The following is a 25738-nucleotide window of genomic DNA, read 5'->3' as shown; positions in this document are numbered from 1 at the left end:
AAGCGATACAGTTAGTTCTTGTATCCGCCTTTTGGGGAGATGCTGCTTTCGCGAACGACCACAGCCATCGGGAATGTAATTTTTTTAGCGATGGATTGCACGTTGGATTGTTCAATTTGGTCGATGAGTGCTGCAACAGCTGAGCCTGCCATTTCACTAATCGGTTGCTTAACTGTCGTTATAGCTGGACTATAGAGTGCAGCCATAGAAATATCATCAAACCCTGCGACAGCAACGTCATGAGGAACTTGAAGTCCCGACTCCTGCAGCGCTTTGATCGCACCAATGGCAATCAGATCATTCGCACCAAATAAAGCCGTGAATTCACACTTATCCGCAACGAGCTGCTTCAGTGAATGATAGCCATACTGACTGAAATTGTGTATCTCCTCGGTTTTCCCGCTTCTCACAAGCGCTTCATCGACAGGTATTCCTGCGATGGCTAACGCATTCCGATAGCCCAACTCGCGTCCAATTCCCGTTGATATAGAACCGATGTAGGCAATTTTCGTGTGGCCTTCTTGAATGAGATGTTCAACCACTTCTCTAGAACTGGTCAAATTATCTCCCCACACGGAAGTGACATCCTTATGAATCGGTGCAATCGAAACGAGTGCAATCCCACGCTCCATAAACATCCGAATATAACGATCATCATGATCACTCACAATTTTCCCGCCTAGAATAACTCCATCCACGTTTCTTTCAAGCAGCGAGTTGATCGTAAGTTCAGCCGACTTCATCCCTGCCGTGCAAATCATCAGGGTATAACCCCGCAGAATAAGTTCTTCTTGAATTTGTTCTGCAAGCTGCGCCCAGTACTCATTCGTAAGCAGCGGTATGATCAAGCCAACCGTCCTTGTCTTCTTGTTGATCATCGTTCGCGCAGCTTGGTCTGGGACATAATTCAATTTCTGAATGGCTAGCAGAACGCGTTCTTTTGTATTCTTCTTCACCTTATCGATCCCATTGACAACGAAAGAAACCGTGGCGGTAGATACCTTCGCCTCTCTGGCTACATCCTTGATGGTAGCTTTCATTCACTTACACCTCAACAAATTCTAAACGTTTAGATTATGGTCGCACATTCTCCGTTTGAAGTCAATGATGAGTTTATCAGAATTTGGAAAGTGGCTACCACAGAATTGTATGCCCCTACGCGCTGCAAGGGTGAAACACACGCTACAGTGGCGGCAATGAGACAGAATCGAATGTCCGAATGGTCAAAGATGCTAAAGTCAAGAGGCGAGTTCGATGGGAAAGGTTGTACTTTCGCATTTTTGCATGATTCTCAGCTGTATGCATTGAATGAAAATTCTTCCAATCGGGTAGGTTAAGGCATGCAGGAGGTGTGAAAGATTGGAATCAGATCTAACAAAACCGGAGTTATCCCCAGTACCCATATGGAGATGCAAAGATAACGACTGCAAAGCATGGATACGTGAGGAACTCGCCACTTCTTCATCACCAGAATGCCCATTGTGCAAAAGCAGCATGTTGAAAAGCATCAGGCATTTGCCGAAGTTGGTGAAAAAAAACTCGCGTAAAAAAAAGTAAAAAAGAAATCCGAACTTATGACCTTAACCATAGGTTCGGATTTCGCTTGTTCAATACTTATTTGTGATCAATAAATTAGGAATCTGGCTCTCGACATTCACAGGTGTTCCCTATTATTCGTCTGCATGAAACCCGTACAACCGCCAAGGTTTGTGTCCGCCAAAGTACCGTACAACCTTGTCCTCTCCTCCGACCGGACGTACAGTGAAATCAGGAACCTCTCCACCCGGATAGAGTACAGCCTCTTCACCTTTCTCCAATGCCAGTGTTAGTTCATCCTTAATCACGGTTTCTCCAGCCGCTCGGACCGCGCCGTCCACGCCAATGATGTCCCAACGAATTCTTCCTTGCCAACCCGTCTTGATTAGACAAGGTTCTCCTGCCAAGCTCTTCACCCTGATCCACTGTGTGGCACCATCCTTGCGGACAGCGCTGACCAAGAAGGCGCCTTCCCCTCGCAAGTCATGGAAGGCCAGCTCTGTCCACGCTTCCGGCACAGCTGGAAATACCCGCAGCTTACCGCCCCAGCTCTGAAGCAGCATATCCTGGATCGATTCCGCACCGGCCAGCGGCGTTTCGATCACCGGTCCCGCTTCCTTATACATCGTATTCGGCTTGATGATGAGCAGCAGCGATTGCAGAAGCCGCATCGCCTCATCTCCCCATCCAAGTACTGCGGCAATCGAGGCCGCTCCGGTCATACTGAAGCCGCGCAGGTCGCCTTCTTTCGCTAACCAATGACGCAGAGAAGTTGCGATTAAAGCCCGCTCTTCCTCCGCTTCTCCGCTGATCAGATGCAGCGGAAAAATCGCCAGCAAGTGACTAAAGTGACGATGCCCGTAGGCAAGCGGCATTTCGTGACCAACCATAAAGCCAGTCTCATCGACAGGCAGCGGAACCAAACGCGCCAGAATGTTTTCCCATTTCGGATTGAGCGGATCGCTAATGCTCAACCTCTTGCATATCGCAAGCAAGGTCTCACAGCCCCAGCGCAGCAAGGAAAGATCATAATGGCAGTCCGGCACCGTCGTCCGCATGAACGAGCCATATTCGGGAGATATCGTCGGAGGCAGATGCAAGCAACCGTCCTCTCCCTCCTCCAGCAGATGGATATAATAATTCACACTCCGCTTGAGAATCGGAAATAACACTTCCTCCAACATGCCATCATCCATGGTATATCGGTAGTGCCGCCACACGTTATGACAAATCCACGTTAAATTGCCAATCTCATCCTCTACATTCGTCTGCAAGTCGAAGCTGCAGCTTCGTCCTAAACCAGCCGAATCGTGCTGGAAGGGTTCAGGCACATTGCGAATCAGCTGGTTCTGATTCGCATACAACGAACGAATAAGTGATTCTCCCATCTCCAAACGATTGGCCGTATAAACCGGTGAATAACTCATCTGTACATTCATATTGAACCAGACACCTGGCCATGGCGTCGATGTAAGCCAAGGACCCTGATTATCAATCAAGGGTTTGTCTACTCTCGTAGCGGCAGCCAGCTTATACATCTGTATCCAGTAAAAGCTTTCCAAACGGCCATCCGGCAGCGAAATGAAGCTTTGCTGATAATAGCGGTGCCACCATGCCCGGTGAGCTTGCACCCACGCTTCAAAATTCGTTGTCGAAGCCTGCGCCACCGCCTCCACAGCCTCAGCCTTTGCCGTTTCACAATGTCCCCTGGCAATGGACAACCAGCAGATTCGGCGATTCGGCGAAACTTGCACTTCCTTCCAAGCGGTTACGCAGCCATCTTCGCCCGAATACCGCTGTGTACACACGCGTATGCCATCTTCATCTTCCATATACGCTACTTCCGTTTGCGGCACATATTGATTTAAATTCACGCCGTCTGCGTTCTTCAGAACAGGATCGACGTCCGGAAAGGGGTACCATACACAGCGAGCGCCACTTTCCCCTGCTGTAGTCTCGATCTCAACGGCGATCACCGGATCGAGACTGTGAACGAGTGAGCGAAGCTTGACCTCGCCGCTTGTTGTCGTCAGCGTCGCCTGCAGTTCAGCGTTCCACAAACTAATCCGCATCTGCGTGGGATGATAAATCTTCCCTTCCAATTCCAGATCCAGTTCACCAAGCGGAACGCGTGGCGGGAATCCTGGTTTGTCCATTCGGATTGCCGTCACATCCGTGCGCCCGATTACCATGCGAAGCACATGCCGCTTACTCGCATGCTCTTCACCGTAAACCATCGTGCCGAGCAAGCCATTGCCGAGGAAAGCTCCTTCATCCCAGCTCACTGGCTTGACGACCCACTCCATATCGTTGTCTGCCATATAACGTTCCCAATCGACATCTACATGTACAGCCGAGTTGTTGCTTGCTTTCACGGCTAACTTCCTCCTTTAGCCTTTAACGGCTCCGATCAGTGCACCTTTGACGAAATATTTTTGTAAAAAGGGATATACGAACAAAATTGGAACCGTAGCGACGATAATCGTCGCATATTTCAAGGTAGCGGCAAGCATGGCAGCATCTTCGTCGGAAGCGCCTGAATTGGCACTGGCCTCCCCTTGGAGCAAAATTCCCCGCAACACGAGTTGCAATGGATAAAGCGAACGCTCCTGCAAGAAAATCATCGCATTAAACCAAGAATTCCAATGACCTACGCCGTAATACAACAGCATGACAGCGATAACGGGCATCGAGAGCGGAAGCACAATCCGAAATAGAATAACGAAGTCGTTTGCTCCATCGATTTTGGCCGATTCCTCCAACGCATCTGGGATCGCCTCGAATGCCGTCTTCATCAGAATCAGATTAAATGTATTGATGGCAGTCGGAATAATAAGCGACCATAAGGAATCGATTAATCCCACACCTTTGACCGTCAAGTAAAGGGGGATCAACCCACCGCTAAAGAACATGGTAAAAATAATAAACAGCATAAGCGGCTTGCGATACTGCAAGCTCTTGCGTGAAAGGGCGTAAGCCCCGAACGCAGTGAGCGTAATGTTCAGCACTAGGCCCATTAATACGACAAACAGTGTATTGCCGTAGCCTTTCACAATCATGGGATTGCGGAATACATTCGTATAAGCATCAAGCGAGAAACCGAGAGGACGCCATAACATGCCCTTGTAGCCCATCAGGCTTCCTGCGTCACTAACAGAAGCAAATAGCACATAAATAAGTGGATATACGGTAAGCAGCATCATTAAAATCAGCAGCAAAATATTGATCGTATCAAAACATATTTCTGAAAAGCTCCTCTTGTTTATCATCCTCATGCACACTCCTTTACCACAAGCTTGTATCGTTGAATTTGCGGCTCAACCAGTTGGAGGAAATGAGCAAGGCAAAGTTGATGACCGAGTTAAACAAGCCCACCGCTGAACTGTAACTATAATTGAAGTCCTGCAGACCAACGCGGTACACATAGGAAGAAATGACGTCAGCCGTCTCATAAGTGCCCGGATTGTATAGCAAAATAATTTTCTCAAACCCGACATTCATCATCTTGCCAATATCGAGAATAAGCAAAATAATGATGATTGGCATAATCCCTGGCAGCGTGACGTGTGTCATTTGTTTCCATCGACCAGCGCCATCGATTCTGGCTGCCTCGTACTGCTCTTGATCGATTCCGGTTAAAGCCGCCAAAAAAATAATCGTGCCCCAACCAATATTTTGCCAGATGCCGGAAGAAACATAGACTGTACGGAACAGACTAGGCTCAAGTAAGAAAGTTGACCGTTCTCCACCGAAGAAGGCAATGATATCGTTGATGACACCGTCGCTAGTCGTAAAATCTTTTAAAATCCCGCAAATGACAATTAAGGAAATAAAATGCGGCATATAAGTCACGGTTTGCACAATTCTTTTAAAGAAAGCATGCCTTAATTCATTCAGCAGAAGGGCCAAAATAATAGGCGCCGGAAACCCGAATAACAACTGGTAGAAGCTGATCAGAACCGTATTCTTAATCGTTCGCCAGAAATAGGCTCCATTAAAGAAATTAACAAAATGCTCAAATCCGACCCAATCACTCCCCCAAATACCTATTCTTGGAGAGTAATCCTTGAAAGCAATCAGGGCGCCATACATCGGCGCATAATGAAAGACGACATAATACAGCAGAACCGGAAGCAACATCACATAAAGCAGTTTGTTTTTACATATATCCAGCAGTAGCCCGAAACGAAATACTTTTCGTTTGTCTTCATTGGCTGTAATCGGCTTCGTTTTGGAAATCATGGTGTTCATCGCATCACCTTCTCCTGCCACGGCCCTATTCTTGCGGAAGGTTAGAATAGTCCTTTCTTCCTCCCGCAAGAATTGCCGTAAACTAATTATCGCTTATTGTATCGATCCAGCGCTTGTTGATAAATTTGGGTCACCTTGTCGATTCCCATTTCATTAATCCGTTTGACATAGTCATCGAATTTGCTGATCGGCTCTTTGCCCATGACAAATTTCACGAACATTTCTTCTTTATAGCTCGTAATCGCTGTACTCAATTTTGCCAGCTCTTTGCTTTCTTCTGTTGTCGGCGTCAAGAAAGGAGGCATCACATGCTTAGCAGCGTCCGTTTGCTCCCAAATATTGACAGCGTCATCTTGCTCTTTGTACGTATTGAAGCTCTTCCGGCTGTCACCCAAGAACGGACCGTTCGGCTTCGTATACTGGGATACCATTTGCTGCAGGCTGAATTTCGGATCTTTGGTGATTTTATCAGTAAACGTAGGCACGCCATTGTTCATCGTATAACTTTCGCCTTCAATACCGAAGTTGAAGAGTAATGCGCCCTTCTCGCCAAACGCATAATCCATCCACTTGACAGCCAGCTCCGCATGTTTGGAATCCCCTGCAACAGCTTTACTTACAGCTGGATTGTATTTAAAGTCACGTTGACCGATGAAAGCACGTTCGCCTTTGTTCAACGTCGGGTATGGAGCAGCTACTAGCTGGTAGTTCGGGTTCGTCTTCTTGCCCGTATCCATCCATTTACCCACAGCGCTGAGTAAGCCAACTGTCGCTCCGGAAGCGTTGCTCAGTAATTTCGTATCCTGCGATTTGGAATCCGTATTCAACGCGAAATCCTTATCCAGCAAACCTTCCGCATACCATTTGTTCAGCAGAGTCAAAGCATCTTTGAATTGAGGGTCGATCGGCCCGTATTTCACCTTGCCTTGATCATCAACGTAGAAACGGTTGGCTGTTTTATAAGCGCCAATGAAGGCATCCTGGATATTCAATTCATTGCTGTATTGAGCGGTCAAAGCTGCGGAAGCTCCTTTTTTCTCCTTAAACGCTTTCAATACGGTGTACCATTCATCAATTGTTGTAGGCACTTTGAGGTTCATCTCATCCAGCCAGTCTTTGCGAAGCATCGGTCCGCGGAAAACCAGGCCATTGTCCGGACGAATCATTGGAAAAGCGTAGTAGGTGCCGTTATCCGTTTTAATCATTTTGTCCAGCTCTTTATCCTGTTGCAACAGCTTCTTCAAATTAGGCGCATTCTTATCGATCAAGTCGTTAAGAGGTAAGATGACCTTGTCGGCTATCGCCTTCTCCGGTCCACCTGGATACGCCGCCGTTCCGCCGCCGCCCCAATTGTATTCAATCACATCCGGTAGATTGTTCGAAGCGATTAGCAAGTTGAATTGTTCCTTCGATTGACCATCAGCAGGATGCGTATACTTGACCTTAACGCCGGTTTCGCTCTCCAATCGCTTGCCAAACGGGGAATCGCCAAGGTTAGGAAATAACGTTGTCAAGTTCGGGTTAATTTGCTCCCAAGATGTTAGTGTTTCTTGCGTAGCAATTGGATATTTGCCTGCTGCGGCAGTTGGTGCTGTCGTTGTAGTAGCTCCCGTTTCACTTGGAGACTTCGTTGCCTCTTTGGAACATGCGGCGAACATACTGGAAGCGACCACAACGCTAAGTGCCAGGCTAATGGATTTTCTTTTTGATCGACTGCTCATGTGGAATCCCCCTCATATTGTCTAGTGCGATTGATTTCGTTGCAGCACTGTACCTTCAGTATGGCTCGTAAAGCACCCTTTTGAATATCGTCAAAACTGCAAATCACTATTTAAAATCCGTAGAATGCAATCATCAGAATCCAAAATCACTGTGCAAATAATGAAAAGTCGCGCAAGCAAGCTTGTACGACTCCACGTTTAACGATAACGTATCACTTTAGTTCTTTGTATTTCCCTGGTGTAATGCCTTCAAACTTCTTAAAGGTCCGATTAAACGTATTGATATCTGCATACCCAACCTTGCGCGCAATCTCCATAATGGAGAGCGATTGTTCGCTTAGCAGCTTCTTGGCCTCTTCCAACCGTGTTCGACTTATAAAGTCAAGCAGTGCATCGCCGGTTTGTGCCTTAAATTGTTTGGATAAATAGGAAGGTGTAATTCCGAACTTCTCTCCAATCATCGAAATGTTCAAATTATCTTCCGCGTAATTGGCTTTCACAAATGAAATTACAAGCTCGCCAAGCGGACTGTACTCCTGTTTACGCTCAGCTTGGATAGACTGGCAGACCTGTCCAAGAATCGAGAGGATTTCCCCTTTCATTTCTTTCATCGTTTCGCATCCGAAAAGTCGTTCCACTGGATGAAACTGTTCAATAAAGGATGCTTTATTACCTTGCGAGCCAATTTCATTCATCGTTTTCAACATCGTGCTAGCCAAATCAAACATGAGACACTTGCCGAGTGGGACGGACAACACCGCATTAGATGCATTTGTTTCTATAATTTGCTCAATGATGGAGCTCGACTTCTCATAATCGCCTGTTTTGACAAAATTAATCAATTGCTGCTCCACATGCAACGGGTAATAATAATTTCCGGCCTGGTGGGCAGCTTCGGAACTCGGTAATTCATCGTATCTAATGATTGCTCCCCCTCCGACAACAAGTCTATAAGCCATCGCCGACAGCGCTTCTTGATAAGCCCCGGCAATTCCTAACAGCTCGGTATGAATCCCGCTGATGGACACCGTCAAATGGACATGGAAATGGTCAAGCAAGAACAATTTCACCTGCTCGGCAACCTGCCGCAGCTCCTCTGGGTCCTGCCCCGTGTCAAAATTAAAAATACATGCCTGCATGTCATCAATTTCAGTTACGAAACCTCGATGCTGGCTGCCGATCACTTCTTCCACCACATTCATCAGGATGAACTGCATCAACTTCACTTTCTGTGGATCTACCGTGACATCATCTTGAAATTTGCCAAAATGATCGATGTGGAACAAGAGTACAGCAAAATGAGGTGAGGACAGCCGAATATCGTGCGCTGAGAGCGATTCATGTACAGGAATGTCCTGCTCGAGATTTCCCTTTAGTAGCCCCTGTAGAAAATGAGAGCGAATGGCATCGCGGTGCTGATGCAAACGGCGATCAACCTGCTCTTTCTCTGCGAATGTATTATTCAGCGCATCTTGCAGGAAGCCATACTCATTCGTTCCCTCGGCAAATGAAATCCCTGCTTTCATTGAGAAGCTGCGGATAAGGAGATTAATCGGATTGTAATTTTTGCGAAGGAACAAGAAAGTGACCACTCCGCCTAGCAGAAGGCTGAGTAAAATGCTAGCATACACGAGCCTTTTCATGTATCTCATCTTGTCGTCAAAGCGCTCAGCAGGAATCATCGACATGTATTTCCAACCTGTCCTAGCTGAGGTGGTATAGGATACAGCGACCTGCTCCCCGGCTACATCCCCGTAGAAGAGTCCATTTTCACCAGTAAATTTGTCATAGGTAAGAAATTGCGGCCTTTGCTCAAGACCACTAGAAGCAACAAGTCGGTTTTCTTTATCCAGCAGCGCAACAGATGTCGCTTCAGATGGCGGAAGATTGGCAAGCAGTTTCGTATCTTTCATCACGAACAGAAGCACTGCTCCTGGCTGATCGCGATTCGCCAATGAAACCGATTTGGCAAATAAAACAGCTTTGTACGAATTGTCATTCTCTTTCATCGTCACTGGCATATAGGCCTGGACATAGCGATCGTCTAGAAACGACTTCCAAGCATCATAACCTCTCAGGGTTTGTCCGTCTAACATCTGAAACAATTGTCGGCCGTCCGTCCGATTACGAGTCGATATGACCGTATCGCTATTTTTGTAATACAGATAAATTTGTTCAATGAACTCATTCGCTGTCTGGTACACCCGCAAATCATTCGAAATGGTTACTAAATCGTAATAATCGTTATCCGAAAGCGGCAGTGAGGTATTGATAAACGCATTTACCTGCTTATTGAGGGAAATTTCCAGACTTAATCGCTCAATACCTCCCAAACTGTTATCTATCGCCAATTCCATCTGCTTCAATGCGTTCGTGTTGGCACGATTTACTTCCGATTCGACCACATGCCATGAAGCCGCGTATAGAATTCCGCTTATGATGATTGGGACGAGCAGCACGGAAATATAAGAAGTAAACCAAGTAAACATTACGCTGCGTTTATTAAACCGGATCCGATTAAACTTCATTAGCACTAACCCCTTATCCCCATTTGTAACTGTTTTCATATATTATAGCGAAAATAGAGGAACCCGTCTCGGATTTAAGTCCCTCATATCCAAAGCAGCGGCTGCTTAATGGCCATATTCCGCCGCAGTTCATCTTCTTTTGGCTTTTGATCTAATTTATACCATAACGCAAGAACCCTTTCAGCATCATAAGCCAACCCTGCAAGCAGTAAAAATGACATAGCTACAGGCCATTGCGCATCATATTCGACATCTCGGCCATAGGGCCACGTTTGCTTATTTTCTATATAGGGTAATAAAAAGTTGATCCCTTTCTCTATACCTCTGCCATCTGACAGCTGAAATTTCCACAAATTATCGTTAGGCGTGGAAAGAAGATGCGTAAGCGTAACGAAATTATCGAGTGTAAAAAGAGAGTAGGCATAGGGCTTCGTACGGGACAATTCCCGCGGAAAACTGCCATCTGTGGCCATCTGTTCGACCAGTAGTTTGGTCTTGTATTGTTCTCTGCACCAATCCAGCATCGTATGTTGACCGGTCAACCGTGCGAATGCGGCCGCCTGCACATACCAGCATACCCCATGATTGTTTGGTTCGTTTCTCTCTTCTACCCCTTGCGGATGCTCATTCATCCATTTCAAGTAATCCGCGAACCATGCGGAAACATTTTGTAGGACGAGAGAATCTCCTACAGGCATGTGACTGCGTTGTAGTATCTGAATAGCTGCCGCCACATCAATCAAATGCAGCGTATCGATCACACCGATCCCTCTCCCATCACAGACGCCAGGCACTGCTTGCGCATAAAGCAGATGCGGGTTCATTCGTGTGCGCTCATTGACGAAAAATGCATCTAGCAGCCGAACGGCGTGGGAAGCGTAATGTTGCTCACCCGTTATCCGATACGCGGCAGCCAGACAAGCAACCCGAGATCGCATACGTCTAAGGAGGATCCGATGTGCATGAAAATTATCTGGATTACTTTCACCATCTCGGCGCACATACGGCAGTCCATCAGGCGTATCGGGATTTGGCCACCAGTAATCACCATTTGAATAATAGTCATGAGCGCTTCCCGGGCTATGCGGGGCTATCTCATCCGTAATCTGTACAGGAAGAGTCGTCAGGCAGGCATCAGCCTGTTGGATTATCGCGGTCAGATCAACATATAAACTCCAATGTTCTTTATTTAGTTGACTAAAATGTTCCATATTTATTGGCTCCCTTCCTATATGCAAACAAAGCACTAAATGCAGCAGGCCAGATCCCGAAAAATACGGGATGCCAGGCCTACTGCATATATCAAAACAACCTTATAGATCCAATAACCGCATAATAATCGTTACCGCTTCCGCCCTCGTTGCCTCAGCTAACGGCTCAAATGTATTTTGCTCACGTCCGGTTACAAGCCCCAAGGAAACGGCTTGCGAAATGGCCGGTAATGCCCAAGCTGGAATTTGAGAAATGTCGCTAAACGTGACTTGAGATGACATGCCCCCTTGTTGGGAATAAGCTCTTATCAGCATAGCAACCATTTCTGTTCGGTTGATCTCTTTATTTGGCCGCAAGGACTCGTCTTCATAGCCTTGAAGAATGCCCGCTTTCAGCGCTGCCCCCAATTCACCGACAGCCCAAGCTGGAATATCTGCTTCATCGGCAAACTTCGTCGTTGACGTTTCAGCCTTCAAACCAAGAGCTCGAACCAGCATAGCTGCAAATTGCATTCTCGTCATGGGCTCGTCAGGCTTGAAGCTGCCATCCGCGTAACCGTTCACGATACCTTTGGCAGCAGCGCGAGAGATAACCTCTGACGCCCAATGATTCGGCACATCGGCGAATGATTCCTGCGCCGGTACAGATGCGGAAGGATCTGTCGGTACGACAGGCGGTTTGCTCGGTTCCGGTATCGGCTTCGGCGTTGGCGTTGGTGTCGGCGTTGGTACAGACACCGGGGTAGCACCCGATGAGGAATCCGATGAAGACGAACCACTTGCCGCTGGTCGTTGTGCCAGTATCGTGTATGTTTTATGTACACCGGAAGGCATTGTCACATCCAGCAGAACTACACTGCCGCTTGCGGCAATGGCGAGCGGTCTGCTCTCGCTGCCGCTGAGAACAGATTGCAGCGTACCACCGTCAACACTCACTTGAATTGTCGCCCTCTGAACGATGGAAGTCGGCGTCAATTTCAAGCTGTTAATCCCCGTTGGGACCGTCACCGTGTAGTAAGTGATCTCCGAACTAAATGCCGGTGTGATTGTCAGATTCGAGCTGATTTGAAGGTTGCTTAAAGCTGGCTTCTCCTCTTCCACCGGCACATTCCGTCCTGCTGCTGGCCCAACATCGGCCGACGTTAGCGGCCGTTGTGTTAACACACTCGCAGGCACATACTCATCCGCACCGACGTCAACCGTATTGGTCCGTCGTTGACCGTCCATATCATCCGGCGGTAGGTACGGACCTTGTGCTGCGTCGACCGCTGAACTAAATGGCGATAAGCGGATCAGTCCATCGATGCCACGAATCAACTTCAAATCACCTTTGTACGTTGCGCTTACAACAGTCGCAGTTGCTGACACAGCCGCAAGACCGTCGGTCATGTTGCCAACATAATTGGGTCTGCCGTCGGTTATATCTTTTTCATTGAATATGGTTCCCGCATTGCTGAAAATCACATTGTTATACACTTGCGTCCCCTTCGGCTCAAATGTCCGTTTGGCCATTTTCAGCGCAGAGGCTTTGCTGGCTAAATTGACAATCGTATTGTTAAATATCTGCACGTTATATTGCCGCCAATGTCCGCGCAGCAACTCCTGCTGTCTTTCCAGTGACAAGCTCCTAAGCGGAGCAACATCATTCGCGCCCGTCCCCCAGCGGATCATCGGATTCGCAGTACCATCCGGCCCGGCATCCTCCGTACCGCCATCGATTTGAATGGCGTCGTCGGTCAAGCCTTCCATGTAATTGTTATAAATTTGATGATCATTCCCATAAATGCGGAAGCCACTCGTTCCGACTTTCTTGCCATCCGCAATGATGTAATTGCCATAGAAGCTGTTGCGGTGACCGTGACGAGCCACCATGCCCCCGTAGGAATTCAGAATCGTGTTGTACCGAATCGTATTGTCGCTGCTTTTCACCGACACGATCTCATCTTCGCCGTTCAAGCCATCGAACAAATTGTACTGCACGGTCACATGGCCGGGCACCAGAGACAATCCCGAGAGTCCGAGACGAATCGCTTCCATCCCATTGGTGACCCGCGGACCCATATCGTGGAAATGATTGTACTCAATCACGTCGTATTGCGAAACCATATCTTTACCGTCGTACGTAATTGCAGCGCCAAAACCGGTCTTCGGCCCAATATCATTGTAAGCAATTCGGTTGCGACTGCCGTTGCCCTCTACCCGAATATAGTGCCGGTCCGTCCCGCCGTCCGTAAGCAGTGTTGAGCCCGGTGTATGCGATGTTTCCCCTGTGTACACGAGGCCATCAGGATCATATGTACTGCCATAACGGCAGCTGTTCTCCATGCCGATGACGCACCAGATGACCTTATTCACACTGTTCTCAACCTTGGTAAAACGGTATTTCTGCCCCGTTTCATCTAAGGCAAACGTGTTCCGCAGGATGGAGACATTGTTGGTGTCATACAGCTCCACACCAGGGTGCAGCCCTTTCAATGAGTTTAAAATATCTTCGGAAACACCTCGGCTTCGCAACGAATCCTCACTATTCTCCGCCCCGCCGCCGGAATGGAACGTAAGCCCTTCCACGCTGACGTAGCTGGCATTGTGGATATACATATAGCTGTCCCCAGCGATAATCGCCTTCCCTTGCTCCGCTGCCATCACCCGAATCGGTTGTGCAGCCGTTCCTTTCTTATCCTTAATGATGAATGGTCCTTGCTGCTGATAAGTGCCATTCTGCAATTCAATCATCGTGCCTGGAGCAGCTTGATCGAGCGCAGTCTGCAACTCGCTAGCCGTATTGACACGAACAACCTGAACCGGCGGCAGCGGCTCTACTGGCTTATCCCCCGCTTGCGGCGGCCCAGTTGGCCCCGTCGGCTCATTTATTTCAGGCGGTGTTCCCGTGTAAAGCTCAAATTCGGTTATACTATTCCAACTGCTTGAGCTCCCTGACGCACTATTCCCATATCCAACCAACCGTAAATAACGGAAGGATCCAGGTTGACTCAGCACATAGGGCTGCAAAATACTGTCACCTACACGAAGTGCTCTGCTGCTTTGTTTGGGCAGCAAAACCGTTGATTGCTGGAAATCCGCCTGATTTGAGCCTAAAATTTCAAAGGAAGAAACCCGGTCGATCGCATTCAGATAAGCAATGTTCAGATACGTAACTGTCTCCGGCTGCCCCATATCAAACTGCAGCCACTCCCCTTGTCCTGAAGCCGACCAACGAACATCGGTATCCCAAATCCCGTCCACGACATTGGCCGGAATATTCGTTGTGTTCGGTTGGTACGAACTGGCGGTCACCGTGGTAGCGTTCATCGGAATGCGGCCGTTCGTTCCTTTGGCCGACAACCGATACGCTTGCAAGGCATACGTATTGATCGAACTGCCGCTGGAAACGTTCACCTTCATTTTGTTAATCCCTGGCGTCAGGGCAATCTGGTTCATATCGACAACCGGCTGGTTCACCACCGCGTTGTTCGTCAGCGTCGCATCCACTGAAATCCCTGCGTCCGCATGCGAATCCAAGCGGATCGTGTCGGTATTCTCAGGTACCGTCACCTCATATCCGTCTAGCTTGGACGGTAAGAAAGATGGCGTCATAACCAGATGCTGACTACCCGCCCAAACGTCCAAGGTGGATAGCTGAATATCCGGCAATTTCTCTGCAAAGGTAAAATACGAACCGTCGGTAAGCACCGCATCCGCTGCATAGTAAGTCTCCCCATGCAGGCTAACCTGGGTTAAAGGCAGAGACACGGCATCGCTGAAATCACCGCTGCTGCTCGTTAACAACAGTCCGCCTGACGGAAGCAGCCCTTGCGGAAATGCCACCTGTACAGCGCCAACAATACCGGTGTTATGAGCCTTCCAAGTTCGCGTCGATCGCTTGAAGCCCGTGCCATAAGGAACAGAAGGCACAGTGCTCTCATTATCTCCCCAGAGCAGATACTGTTTATCGAGCATAGCTTGTTTCGCGCTAATAATGATCTGTGAAGCTGCCGGATCTTCGCTGCTTCGGCTCGTATCCAGAGCCAACGCGCCTTCCTCATCCCTGGCAATACCCGCAACGTTATTGCTGAATGCCGCATTAATCGTGGACGGCCACAGCACTTGCGGAGACACCCCTGCCGAGACGTAATCCTTCCCTTTCAGCGGCGTTCCGAATTTGAGGGCCATATATGTCTGCACTTGATTATGCTGTATAGTGGTCAGCGCACCATTAAATACAATCATTTCGCCCAATTGTCCATCGTAACCGGATCCTCCGCCGATTGCAGAGCCTAGAGACATCGGATTGCTCCCGACTCCGGTCATCGGAAGACGTTTCTGCGTCGAATTCGCGATCGTCTGACCGTCGAGCGTAACGGATTGATAAACGTTACTCGTCACATCCGGCTGCGAATCGAATTGAAATCCCCAATTGTTGAATTGACGAAGGGGGGCGCTATACCCGGTTGTAAGACGTGGATTGCCCGAGGCGACGTCCCCCGAATCCCACAGAACTTGGGAGTTAGGACTAGAGTAGAAAGGAATGTACGCCCCGAATCTCCCTTTTCCCTGTAATGTCTCATAAAAAATTTGCGACGTCTTGTTCGTCTCCGATAACCCACCGGCCATCACATAAACGCTTGCGCGCTCCACGACTTCGTTCTGAGCAAACAGCCCGTCCCTGTCTGCCAAGAGACTCCCTTTGCCTGCGCTGCCAGAACGTATAAATTGGACTGCAGGCTGGAAATTAAGCGACGGATTAGAGGAAACATACTTCGGATTTGCACGTGGACTACTGTCACCCACCGTCCCATCATTAATAAAATCATTCCCGTTCAGACTGCTGTCCTTCCAAACAGTTACTTCCCCGCTCCCATTCACGGTCATACTAGCCGGATCCGCTTTTAACCATAATTTCAGTAAACTCTCATCTACGCCCCCCGGCGTTCCTGCCACAGCACTATCGGCATGTGCTTTGGAGAAACCTGCAGGCAGTCCTCCTAAAGTTAAAGCGCTTACAAGCAGCAAGCTGACTATCCGTTTCGCATATACGCTTGATCCTTTCTTCAATTCACCATCACCTCTTCGTTATGATTGCGCTCTTCGGCAACAGGGCTGATTAGCGTACAAGCAATTACACTCATCATATGGAAACCCTTACACATAGGAAATCTTCAAAACGCAAACTCATCATCAAAATCTGGAATGGCACTGATCAATATGTAGAATGAACGTGCAAATTAGGGAATCGTTCCGTGCAGCGTATCCACTCATACAAGCTTTCTCACAAACATCACGCTTTCTTAACAGAGTTACGTATCACGAAAAGAAAAACCAGTTACCATCCGATTAGGGGATGGTAACTGGTTTTTGCAGGTGCAGCAAATCGCACACTCGTAGTTTTGGCTCAACAAATTAGTTCAAAACTTTCGGCTTGGTGATACCTCGATATAGACTTGCGGAATGAGCGTGAGATGCGGACGGACGTTGTTGGTGGAGTTAAAAGGGTTTTGAAGAGGCTGGCACACTACCAATTTGTATTAACTGGAAATTATACAGCTATTTACGAGGAATTTCCTCAAAAGTTAAATTTAAATGGAAAACATGTAGTTAAAACTGCCTATTTTTGTTTAGGTTGGGTGAAATTGTTAAAATTAACTACAGGTTCTCCATCTATTTTGCGTTTGAGCGGAAAATCAAAAGATTTAACTGTACAAAATCCATCTATTTACTGGGAGCACAGACGATTTACAAAACTTCCATCTGACCAAGTCACTATTCTTACTCAGCAATCTCTACTTCTACTTCTACTTCTACTTCTACTTCTACTTCTACTTCTACTTCTACTTCTACTCTACTTCTACTTCTACTTCTACTTCTACTTCTACTTCTACCTTTCCCTCTCTTTCACTTCTCTTTCTTCTCTTTCAACAATAACTCACTTAACTCTACTCACAACCAACATGTCACTCATCGTTTCGCCCGACCAAAAAGCCTTACGAAAAACTAAGGCTAATCTATTTTTCATTTCTCAAGTACCGCAAAAGGTACGGTAAGGACAGGCTGTTAGCTTAGCTGGACTGGCATAATCAACCTGTTCGGGGGAATATGCGAAGGGGTTTGCAAGAACCTCAAGCAGCCGCTCCATCACACTATAGTCTTCTTGTATGACAGCGGATGTTAATGCTTCTTCTACCCTGTGATTACGTGGGATTATAGCTGGATTATGATTCCTCATTAATTGATGTGAGTATGCTTTGGTTTCCTGCTGTCTACCTAATCTAGCCTGCCACAGTTCAAACCACTGCCTGAAATCCAATTTGTCATACATGAACGTATCCTCAGGCTTATCCAAAGTTAAAGCACGAAACGTATTCGTGTAATCCGCGCGATACATCTGCATCAAATTGAGTAGCCCTGTAATCAGTGATTCATCCTCATCTTCTTCCTTACTGATCCCCAGTTTGGACCTCATGCCCGCTAGCCAATTTGCGTGATACTGCACGAAAAATTGCGCAATCGCATCTTCGATTAGTTTGGCACCCTGCTTCTTATCTTCATGCAGCAAAGGTAAAAGTGTTTCAGCAAATCTAGTGAGATTCCATGCAGCCATTTCCGGTTGTCTACTATAAGCATAACGGCCCTCTGTGTCTCTTGAACTGAATACCGTCTCTGGATCATAAACATCCAAGAAGGCGCAAGGACCATAATCAATGGTTTCTCCACTGATGGCTATGTTATCTGTGTTCATTACTCCGTGAACAAACCCAACGAGTTGCCATTTAGCAATTAATAGCGCTTGCCTCTTAATCACCTCTTGAAGCAGTGCTAGATAGCGATTCTCCTCACCATCGGACTTTGGGAAATGTCTGGCTAATGTGTAATCAGCTAACGCTCGGAGCTCTTCCACTGTGCCAAACTGCGAAGCATATTGAAAGGTTGCAAACCGAATATGACTAGCGGCGACACGTGTTAGAATCGCACCCGGCTGTTCAGTATCACGCAGGAAGGATTCCCCTGTTGAAACAACGGCTAGACTTCGGGTTGTTGGAATCCCCAGCGCAAACATGGCTTCGCTTAAGATGTATTCGCGCAGCATCGGTCCAAGTCCCGCTCTCCCATCCAAATAGCGGGAGTATGGCGTTTTACCTGAACCTTTCAGCTGAATATCAACTCGTTCTCCTTGCGGAGTCAACTGCTCACCAAGGAGATGCGCTCTGCCATCCCCTAACATGTTAAAGGTTCCAAATTGATGCCCGGCATATGCCTGAGCAAGCGGTAGAGCTCCATCGGGAATCTCGTTGCCAGCAAATAGGGCTAGACTCTCGCTACTTTGCAACACCTCTTCATTCAACCCCAAGGTTGCTCCCAATGGAGCATTCAGTTTAACTAACCTCGGTGAGCTCACAGGAGTTGGATTGATCTTGGTATAAAAGAAATTAGGCAACCGTGAATAGCTGTTGTCGAAGTTCCATCCCGCATCTTTCCTTGCTTGTTTCTCTGACATCATGTCTCCCTCTCATGCAGCTTTACTACTACGATTTACAAAGGGTAATGGCAGGCTGTCCAGTGCCCTTCCCTAATTTGCAATAACTCAGGCTGATCTTCTTTACACTTTGCGGTTGCCGCTGGGCAGCGCGTGTGAAATCTGCAGCCAGACGGAGGATTCGCAGGAGAAGGGATTTCCCCTTCGATCTCGATCCACGCTCTCTTTTGAGTGGGATCCGTCGAGGGAATAGAAGAAAGCAGGCCCTTCGTGTAGGGATGAGAAGGATGGCGAAACAGCTCCTCACTAGGTGCGATTTCAACCAGCTTCCCCAAGTACATAACACCGATACGATCAGATAGATGGCGAACAATGTTTAAGCCATGGGCGATAAATAAGTAGGTCAATCCCAGTTTTTTCTGCAGATCCTGCATGAGATTTACAATTTGAGCCTGCACGGATACATCCAACGCAGATACGGCCTCATCCGCGAGGATAAACTTGGGATTGAGCGCGATGGCTCTAGCGATACCAATTCGCTGGCGTTGACCTCCCGAGAACTCATGAGGAAACCGATCATACATGGAACGATTCAGCCCTACTAACTCCAACAAGTCTTCCACTTTGGCCCGTTTCTCTGTCTTACTTAACGATTCATGGATATCAAAGGGTTCGCCAATAATATCGCCAACCTTCCAACGCGGGTTCACAGAACCGTACGGATCTTGGAAAATAACTTGCATGTCTCGGCGTACTTCTTGCATTTCATTGCTTGAAAGCTTAGATAAATCTTCTCCTTCGAAAAGAACCTCTCCCTCTGTTGCCCTCTCCAGCTGTAGCAGCACTCGGCCTAAGGTTGACTTGCCGCTGCCCGATTCACCGACTAAACCAAAGGTCTCCCCCTTCTTAATCGAGAAGGAGACATCTTCAACCGCGCGAATATAGGACTTCGAACGACTGAATGTTCCTTTCCCAATGGGGTAAAATTTGCTTAAGCCTTTCACCTCGAAGAGCGTCTCGCTAGCTGAAATCTGTTCCCCTAAGACATCGAAAGACCGTTGATCTGTCTTTGTATTTATCCTTGTATCTACAGCCCCTGCATGTTGCTGCCACTCTGCACGCTCAACTAATTCTTCCGAATACCAACATGCCGTAAGACGTTCATTCACGGAACGTAAGGGTGGACTGTCCTTCACACAGCGATCGGTCGCAAAAGGACACCTTGGATGAAATCGGCAACCCGATGGAAGATTCGATAAATGAGGAATCGACCCTTCAATAGAGAACAATCGGGATGACCGATTACTATCCATCGTTGTAATGGATCGAAGTAAGCCTCTCGTATACGGATGATGTGGTTGATTGAACAATTGCCCCACACTTGCTTGTTCAACGATTTGTCCGGCATACATCACAATGATTTTGTCTGCCATCTCTGCAGCAATTCCCAAATCATGTGTGATGAGAAGGATGGACATATTGAATTCTTCTTTAAGCTCCTGCAGCAGATGAAGAATCTGCGCCTGAATTGTTACATCAAGCGCAGTTGTTGGTTCATCCGCAATAAGCAGCTGTGGACTGCATGTGAGAGCCATAGCAATCATCGCTCGCTGCAGCATTCCGCCTGAAAGCTCGCCAGGATACTGGTTCATTCGGATTTCTGGCTCTGGAATGCCTACACGCTTTAATAAATATACAGCCCGCTCCCAAGCTTGTTCCCGATTTCCCTGTTTATGCTGGATAATCACTTCGGTAATTTGACTGCCAATGGTAAATACCGGATCGAAAGCCGCCATGGGCTCTTGGAATACCATAGCCATTTTTTTCCCTCGTAATGCCCGAAGATCTTTCTGTGACAACGTCGTCAAATCATCGCCATCGAGTACGATTTGACCACCGGAAATATGACCATTTTCATAATCGATTAAGCGCATGACGGATTTCGAAGTAACCGATTTACCACTGCCGGATTCTCCGACTAGACAGATGGTTTCGCCTACGCCTATTTTCAAAGAAACGTCTTGAATGGCCGTGAACGACCCTTTATTCGTTGTGAATTGTACACTTAAGTTATCAATCTCAAGCAGTTGCTTCAACTTGCGCCGCCTCCTAGCTATGCCCTTCTCTGCTTTGGATCTAGGGAATCACGTAGTTTATCTCCGATTAAATTAACGGATATGACGAACAACGTAATCGCGAGGCCTGGAAATGTACATATCCACCAAGCCACTGTGAGGTAACCTCGTCCTTGCGAGAGGAGGGATCCCCAATCAGGAATCTCTTTGAGCACGCCTAATCCAAGGAAACTTAGCCCAGCACCGACCAGAATGGATGCACCTAAACCGATCGTGGACATGACCAAGAGTGGCGACCAAGCATTGGTTAAAACATGGCGAAAAAATATACGCATGGAAGAAGCGCCTATAGACCGAGAGGCGGTAATGAAGGAGCGATTCTTTATGCTCAGAATCTGACCTCGCATGACCCTTGCGTATTGCGGAATGGATGCAGCTGCAACAGCAAAGATCAGATTAAATAAATGAGGGCCAAGAGCAGCAGCTATGGCTAATGCCAATAGAATGCCAGGAATCGTCATTAACACATCGATAATCCGCATGAAGATCGTGTCAATAACACCGCCGATGTATCCAGATAGCGCACCGATACTTCCTCCAATGATGCCTCCTGCGAGTACAGAGGAGAAACCAATAATGAGGGAATCACGACTGCCATAGACGACAAGACTGAATACATCTCTGCCAAAGTAGTCCGTTCCAAACAAATGTGCCTTGCTTGGCGCATGCATAATTTGATCAGTGAGCATCGCTGTAGGTGTATATGGAGCAATCCATTGTGGAAAAAGCGCACATCCAATAATAAACAAGGCCATGATTGCCGCTAGATAAACCAGAATTTCCGAAGCATTGAATGTTCTGGGTATCTTTGTGAATCGAAGATGCCACTTATGTCTCAGCCAAATCGTTCTTGTAGAAAGAACATCTTTCATAGTCACCCTCTCCTCTCCGCTATGCTTTCCTATCCGAATTATTGTGTTCGGCGAACCCGTGGATCTATAAATACATAAGAAATATCAACTAGCAAATTTACAGTGACATAAATAATTGCTGAAAAAAATACAACACCTTGCACAACAGGCAAGTCTTTGGACATAATAGCGTCCGCGAGAATTCGGCCAATCCCTTGTCTGGAGAAGACGGTTTCGATCACAACGGTACCCGCCATCAAATCTCCGATATGAATGCCAATGATCGTGACCGCCGGAATTAATGCATTGCGAAGCGCATGTCGATACATCACTAATCGTTCCGATAATCCTTTGGCACGCAGGGTCACAATGAAGTGCTCATTGATGACTTCGAGCATCGAGTTACGTACCATCCGAACGATAAATCCAGCTCCCACGAATCCGAGTGTGAGTGAAGGAAGGACAAGTGTGATGAATCCCTTTGACCCCATAGCTGGAAACCAGCCTAAAGATACTGAAAAGATGAGAATCAGCAGAATACCTGACCAGAACGTCGGCATGGATATACCGAACAACCCTACAATACGAGCTAACACATCGATCCATCGATTGCGGTGTACGGCCGAGAGAACCCCCAGCCCTACACCAATAATCGTGGAAATGAGTGTACTAGCTAATGTGAGTGCCAAAGTTGCTGGGAGATGCTTAAGAATTTTGGGCAACACAGGTTCACTGTTTAGTAATGATTTACCGAAATCGCCATGGATCATAGCCATGAAATAGTGACCGAATTGGACGTAGAAGGGTTCGTTCAACCCAAGCTGATGTCTTAAATTTGCAATCGCCTCTGGAGACATGGAGGAAGGATCAACCATAGAAAGCACGGGATCTCCCGGCAGCACATACAGAATACAGAATACAAGGATTAAGGAACCAAGAATGACCAGCAATGAAACTAGTAGCCGTTCCGTTAATATCCTGCTCATATCGATTAGCTCCCTACAGCATTATTTTTGTATAAACGTATCATTAAAGAGTGGATAACCTAGCGAGTCAAATTTCAACCCTTTTACAGTCTTGGATGCGGCTACCGTATAAGGGAACACATAAATAGGAATGATGACCGCATTATCGATAATGGATTTCTGTACTTGTTTGTACAGGTCTGCTCTCTTTTTATCATCAGGTTCGATCGCACCTTGTTCCAGCCACTTATCTACTTGTGGATCTGCAAGTCCTGGAAGAGTTGGTCGAGCTTTCGGATCACTCGTATGATAGAAAGCATAGAGCGCATTGGGATCTGAGTTCACCTGGCTATTCCCATAGATATCGTATTCACCCTTGGTATAAATAACATTCGCTATATCCTTTGTAATTTCTACTTCAACAACAATTCCCACTTGTTTCAATTGCTGCTGAATAATGACGGCAATATCATTTCGTTTCTCACGGTTAGGTGATCCATCTACATAATGCAGCGTAAGTTTCTTGCCGTCTTTTACACGAATACCATCTGTACCTTTGAGCCAACCGAGTTCATCCAGTAGTTTGTTCGCTTTCGCAATATCTGGTTTAATCCCATTTTCTAGTGAAGCATCATAACCGAATACACCGGGAGATAGTGGTGACCAGGCACGTGGATACGTTCCTAAATATAGTGTTTTGACAATCGCGTCCACATCAATCGCTGCTTGAAGCGCCTGTCTTGCCTTCACCTCACCCCATGGCGCTTTTCGTTGATTAATAAATAACGTATAGGGCAATCCATTGGTATTGACTTGGTGAACTTGGATACTGGCATCTGATTTCAACGAAACAATATTTTGCGGGGGAATCGTCTCGCCAGCAAGAACTTGCTTACTTTGAACACTTCCGATCCGAGTCGCTTCTTCCGGAACAATACTAAAGGTGATTTGATCCAAATATGATTTCCCTTTATTCTCTACTATTTCTGGCGCCCAGTTATATTCAGAACTTCGTTTAACTTGAATGGAAGCATTCTCTTCCCATTTCACAAATGAAAATGGACCTGATCCAACTGGATTTTTACCAAATTGATCCCCATATTTCTTAGCTGCTGTTGGTGATACAATCCCAAGTAAAGCTTGACTCAGGTTACCTAAAAATGCTCTGGATGGTGTCTCGAGATTGATTTTCACAGTGAACTCATCAATGACTTCCGCAGATTTATAGGGTTTAAGTAAAGCTACTGAATTAGCCGCTTTCGTTGCTGGATCGAGAATCCGATCATAATTATATTTCACAGCTTCTGCATTAAATGGCGTCCCATCTTGGAACTTTACGTCTTTACGTAATTTGAACGTGTAACTAAGCCCGTCAGGAGAAACCGTCCATTCGGTTGCCAGCCACGGTTTAATCGACCCATCAGGTAATTGAACAACCAAACTATCATAAATGGTGCGAAGCACCCTTACTGCTACGGCAAGGCCGCTGCGATGCGGATCTAGAGTATCAGGGGAAGTTGCCAGCGCATAGGTAAGCTCTCCGCCAACCACCGCCGTTTGTTTACCCTCTTGCTTTGGACTCACTGATTGTGAGGCATCCGAACTTCCTTTTTCTGCCGAACCACACCCCGTTAACACAAGTGCAATGGCTAACGACAGCGCACTAAACTTAATCCAACCTTTTGATCTATTCATGTCTAACTCTCCCCCTTGATTAATAAATCTAATTAGTTACTTACAGTCTCTTTCACATAGCGATTTGTTGGAAAAGGAAGACCCAAATTCCCTCTGAGCGTATCCGACTCATATTCCGTTCGATAAATACCACGTTCCTGTAGAATAGGAATGACCAAATCTACAAAATCGCTCAAACCATTCGGAACGCCCGATCCAACTATAAATCCGTCTGCTGCACCGCTCTCGTACCATTCTTGTATGCGATCTGCAACTTGTGTTGGGGTACCGATAAATAAAGGTCTTGGTGTTGCGGATTGCAGGGCCACTTGACGAAGGGTTAGCCCCTGTTCCTGCGCATTTTGTTTGATGCGATCCGTCGTACTTTGGAAGCTATTTTTACCCAAATCGCCTAAGTCGGGGAAAGGAGCATCCAAGTCATATTGTGTGAAATCATGATGTTCAAAGAAGCGGCCTAGATACGCAAGTGCTTCCCCAATCGTCACCAAGTTGGCTACTTCCTGGTATTTACGCTCTGCCTCTTCCTCTGTTTGGCCAATAATCGGACCAATCCCAGGCATAACGACAATCTCATCGGGATTTCTACCGAAGCCTACGGCTCTGCCTTTCACATCTTCATAAAAGCGTTTCGCATCCTCCACAGTTGGCTGACCAGTAAAGATCGCATCCGCTTCTTTGGCCGCTAAATTTTTCCCATCCTCTGATGATCCTGCTTGGAAAATGACCGGCCGGCCTTGCTTAGATCTACCGATATTAAGCGGTCCCTGTACGGAGAAAAATTCGCCCTTATGATCTAAACGATGCAGTTTATCCGGATCAAAGAATACTCCAGAATGTTTATCCCGTGTAAAAGCATCATCTTCCCATGAATCCCATAATCCTTTAGATACTTGTAGATATTCAGAAGCAATCCGATAGCGCTTAGGATGATCTGGATGTTCTTCCAGCTTCTTATTGTAGTTCAGCGCCGAGCCCTCCAGCGGTGATGTGACCACATTCCAACCTGCTCTGCCATCGCTAATATGATCAAGTGAGGAGAATTGTCTCGATACTGTGAAGGGTTCACTGTATGACGTAGATAGCGTACCTACCAGACCGATCTTAGAAGTTACGGAAGCGAGAGCGGATAAGATCGTAATCGGCTCAAACCGATTCAAGAAATGGGGAATCGACTTCTCATTGATGAACAATCCGTCAGCGATAAACAGTAAATCAAATTTGCCAGCTTCCGCTTTCTGTGCTTGTTCTTTGTAATACTTGAAATTCACACTGGCATCCACAATCGCATCCGGATGTTTCCATGATGACATATTGCCACCAACTCCATGAATGATAGCCCCAAGTTTTAGTTGTTTTTGTTTCGGCATCCTAATTCCT

General features: G+C 47.0%; 15 protein-coding genes. 1 reads left to right on the top strand and 14 read right to left on the bottom strand.

All coding sequences use genetic code 11. The annotated features are described in order from the left end of the window. Positions 1 to 11: 11 nt before the first annotated feature. Complete coding sequence (locus ACSQ8P_RS12525) at positions 12 to 1040, bottom strand: LacI family DNA-binding transcriptional regulator (RefSeq protein ID WP_436235482.1); 1029 nt, start codon at positions 1038 to 1040, stop codon at positions 12 to 14. 319 nt (positions 1041 to 1359) lie between these two features. Here ACSQ8P_RS12525 and ACSQ8P_RS12520 point away from each other — a divergent pair, with 319 nt between their 5' ends. Beyond that, positions 1360 to 1557, top strand: coding sequence for a cold-inducible protein YdjO-related protein (locus ACSQ8P_RS12520; protein ID WP_436235481.1), 198 nt, complete (start codon positions 1360 to 1362; stop codon positions 1555 to 1557). A 113-nt stretch (positions 1558 to 1670) separates the two neighbouring features. Here the strand turns inward: ACSQ8P_RS12520 and ACSQ8P_RS12515 are convergent, their stop codons facing one another. The 13 genes from ACSQ8P_RS12515 to ACSQ8P_RS12455 form a co-directional block, all read right to left on the bottom strand. Then, on the bottom strand, positions 1671 to 3911 hold the full coding sequence (locus ACSQ8P_RS12515; RefSeq protein WP_436235480.1) for a glycosyl hydrolase family 95 catalytic domain-containing protein: 2241 nt from the start codon (positions 3909 to 3911) through the stop codon (positions 1671 to 1673). Positions 3912 to 3926: 15 nt separating this feature from the next. Then, positions 3927 to 4805, bottom strand: a complete 879-nt coding sequence (locus ACSQ8P_RS12510; protein ID WP_436235479.1) for a carbohydrate ABC transporter permease — start codon at positions 4803 to 4805, stop codon at positions 3927 to 3929. Positions 4806 to 4821: 16 nt separating this feature from the next. Next, positions 4822 to 5787, bottom strand: coding sequence for an ABC transporter permease (locus ACSQ8P_RS12505; RefSeq protein ID WP_436235478.1), 966 nt, complete (start codon positions 5785 to 5787; stop codon positions 4822 to 4824). An 86-nt stretch (positions 5788 to 5873) separates the two neighbouring features. After that, the gene (locus ACSQ8P_RS12500; protein ID WP_436235477.1) at positions 5874 to 7508 is read right to left on the bottom strand and encodes an extracellular solute-binding protein; all 1635 of its coding nucleotides are present in this window, start codon (positions 7506 to 7508) and stop codon (positions 5874 to 5876) included. 212 nt (positions 7509 to 7720) lie between these two features. Next, positions 7721 to 10036 (bottom strand): helix-turn-helix domain-containing protein, encoded by a 2316-nt coding sequence (locus tag ACSQ8P_RS12495; RefSeq protein ID WP_436235476.1) that lies wholly within the window; start codon positions 10034 to 10036, stop codon positions 7721 to 7723. 83 nt (positions 10037 to 10119) lie between these two features. Continuing rightward, complete coding sequence (locus ACSQ8P_RS12490; RefSeq protein WP_436235475.1) at positions 10120 to 11247, bottom strand: alginate lyase family protein; 1128 nt, start codon at positions 11245 to 11247, stop codon at positions 10120 to 10122. 102 nt (positions 11248 to 11349) lie between these two features. Continuing rightward, positions 11350 to 16299 carry an S-layer homology domain-containing protein gene (locus ACSQ8P_RS12485; protein WP_436235474.1) on the bottom strand — a complete coding sequence of 1650 codons (4950 nt, stop codon included), beginning with the start codon at positions 16297 to 16299 and terminating at the stop codon, positions 11350 to 11352. Positions 16300 to 17260: 961 nt separating this feature from the next. After that, positions 17261 to 18736 carry a protein adenylyltransferase SelO gene (locus tag ACSQ8P_RS12480; RefSeq protein WP_436235473.1) on the bottom strand — a complete coding sequence of 492 codons (1476 nt, stop codon included), beginning with the start codon at positions 18734 to 18736 and terminating at the stop codon, positions 17261 to 17263. A gap of 35 nt (positions 18737 to 18771) precedes the next feature. After that, entirely contained in the window at positions 18772 to 20811 is a 2040-nt protein-coding gene (locus ACSQ8P_RS12475) for a dipeptide ABC transporter ATP-binding protein (RefSeq protein WP_436235472.1), read from the bottom strand. Between the two features lie 17 nt (positions 20812 to 20828). Next, complete coding sequence (locus ACSQ8P_RS12470; protein ID WP_436235471.1) at positions 20829 to 21722, bottom strand: ABC transporter permease; 894 nt, start codon at positions 21720 to 21722, stop codon at positions 20829 to 20831. A gap of 38 nt (positions 21723 to 21760) precedes the next feature. Next, positions 21761 to 22687 carry an ABC transporter permease gene (locus ACSQ8P_RS12465; RefSeq protein WP_436235470.1) on the bottom strand — a complete coding sequence of 309 codons (927 nt, stop codon included), beginning with the start codon at positions 22685 to 22687 and terminating at the stop codon, positions 21761 to 21763. Between the two features lie 21 nt (positions 22688 to 22708). Next, positions 22709 to 24361, bottom strand: a complete 1653-nt coding sequence (locus ACSQ8P_RS12460) for an ABC transporter substrate-binding protein (protein WP_436235469.1) — start codon at positions 24359 to 24361, stop codon at positions 22709 to 22711. A 32-nt stretch (positions 24362 to 24393) separates the two neighbouring features. Beyond that, positions 24394 to 25728 (bottom strand): LLM class flavin-dependent oxidoreductase, encoded by a 1335-nt coding sequence (locus ACSQ8P_RS12455; protein WP_436235468.1) that lies wholly within the window; start codon positions 25726 to 25728, stop codon positions 24394 to 24396. Positions 25729 to 25738 lie beyond the last annotated feature (10 nt).

The sequence above is a fragment of the Paenibacillus sp. LjRoot153 genome, assembly GCF_964253085.1.
Classification (GTDB): Bacteria; Bacillota; Bacilli; order Paenibacillales; family NBRC-103111; genus Paenibacillus_E.
Note: the sequence above shows the minus strand (reverse complement) of the source record. Positions and strands in the feature narration are given on the sequence as shown.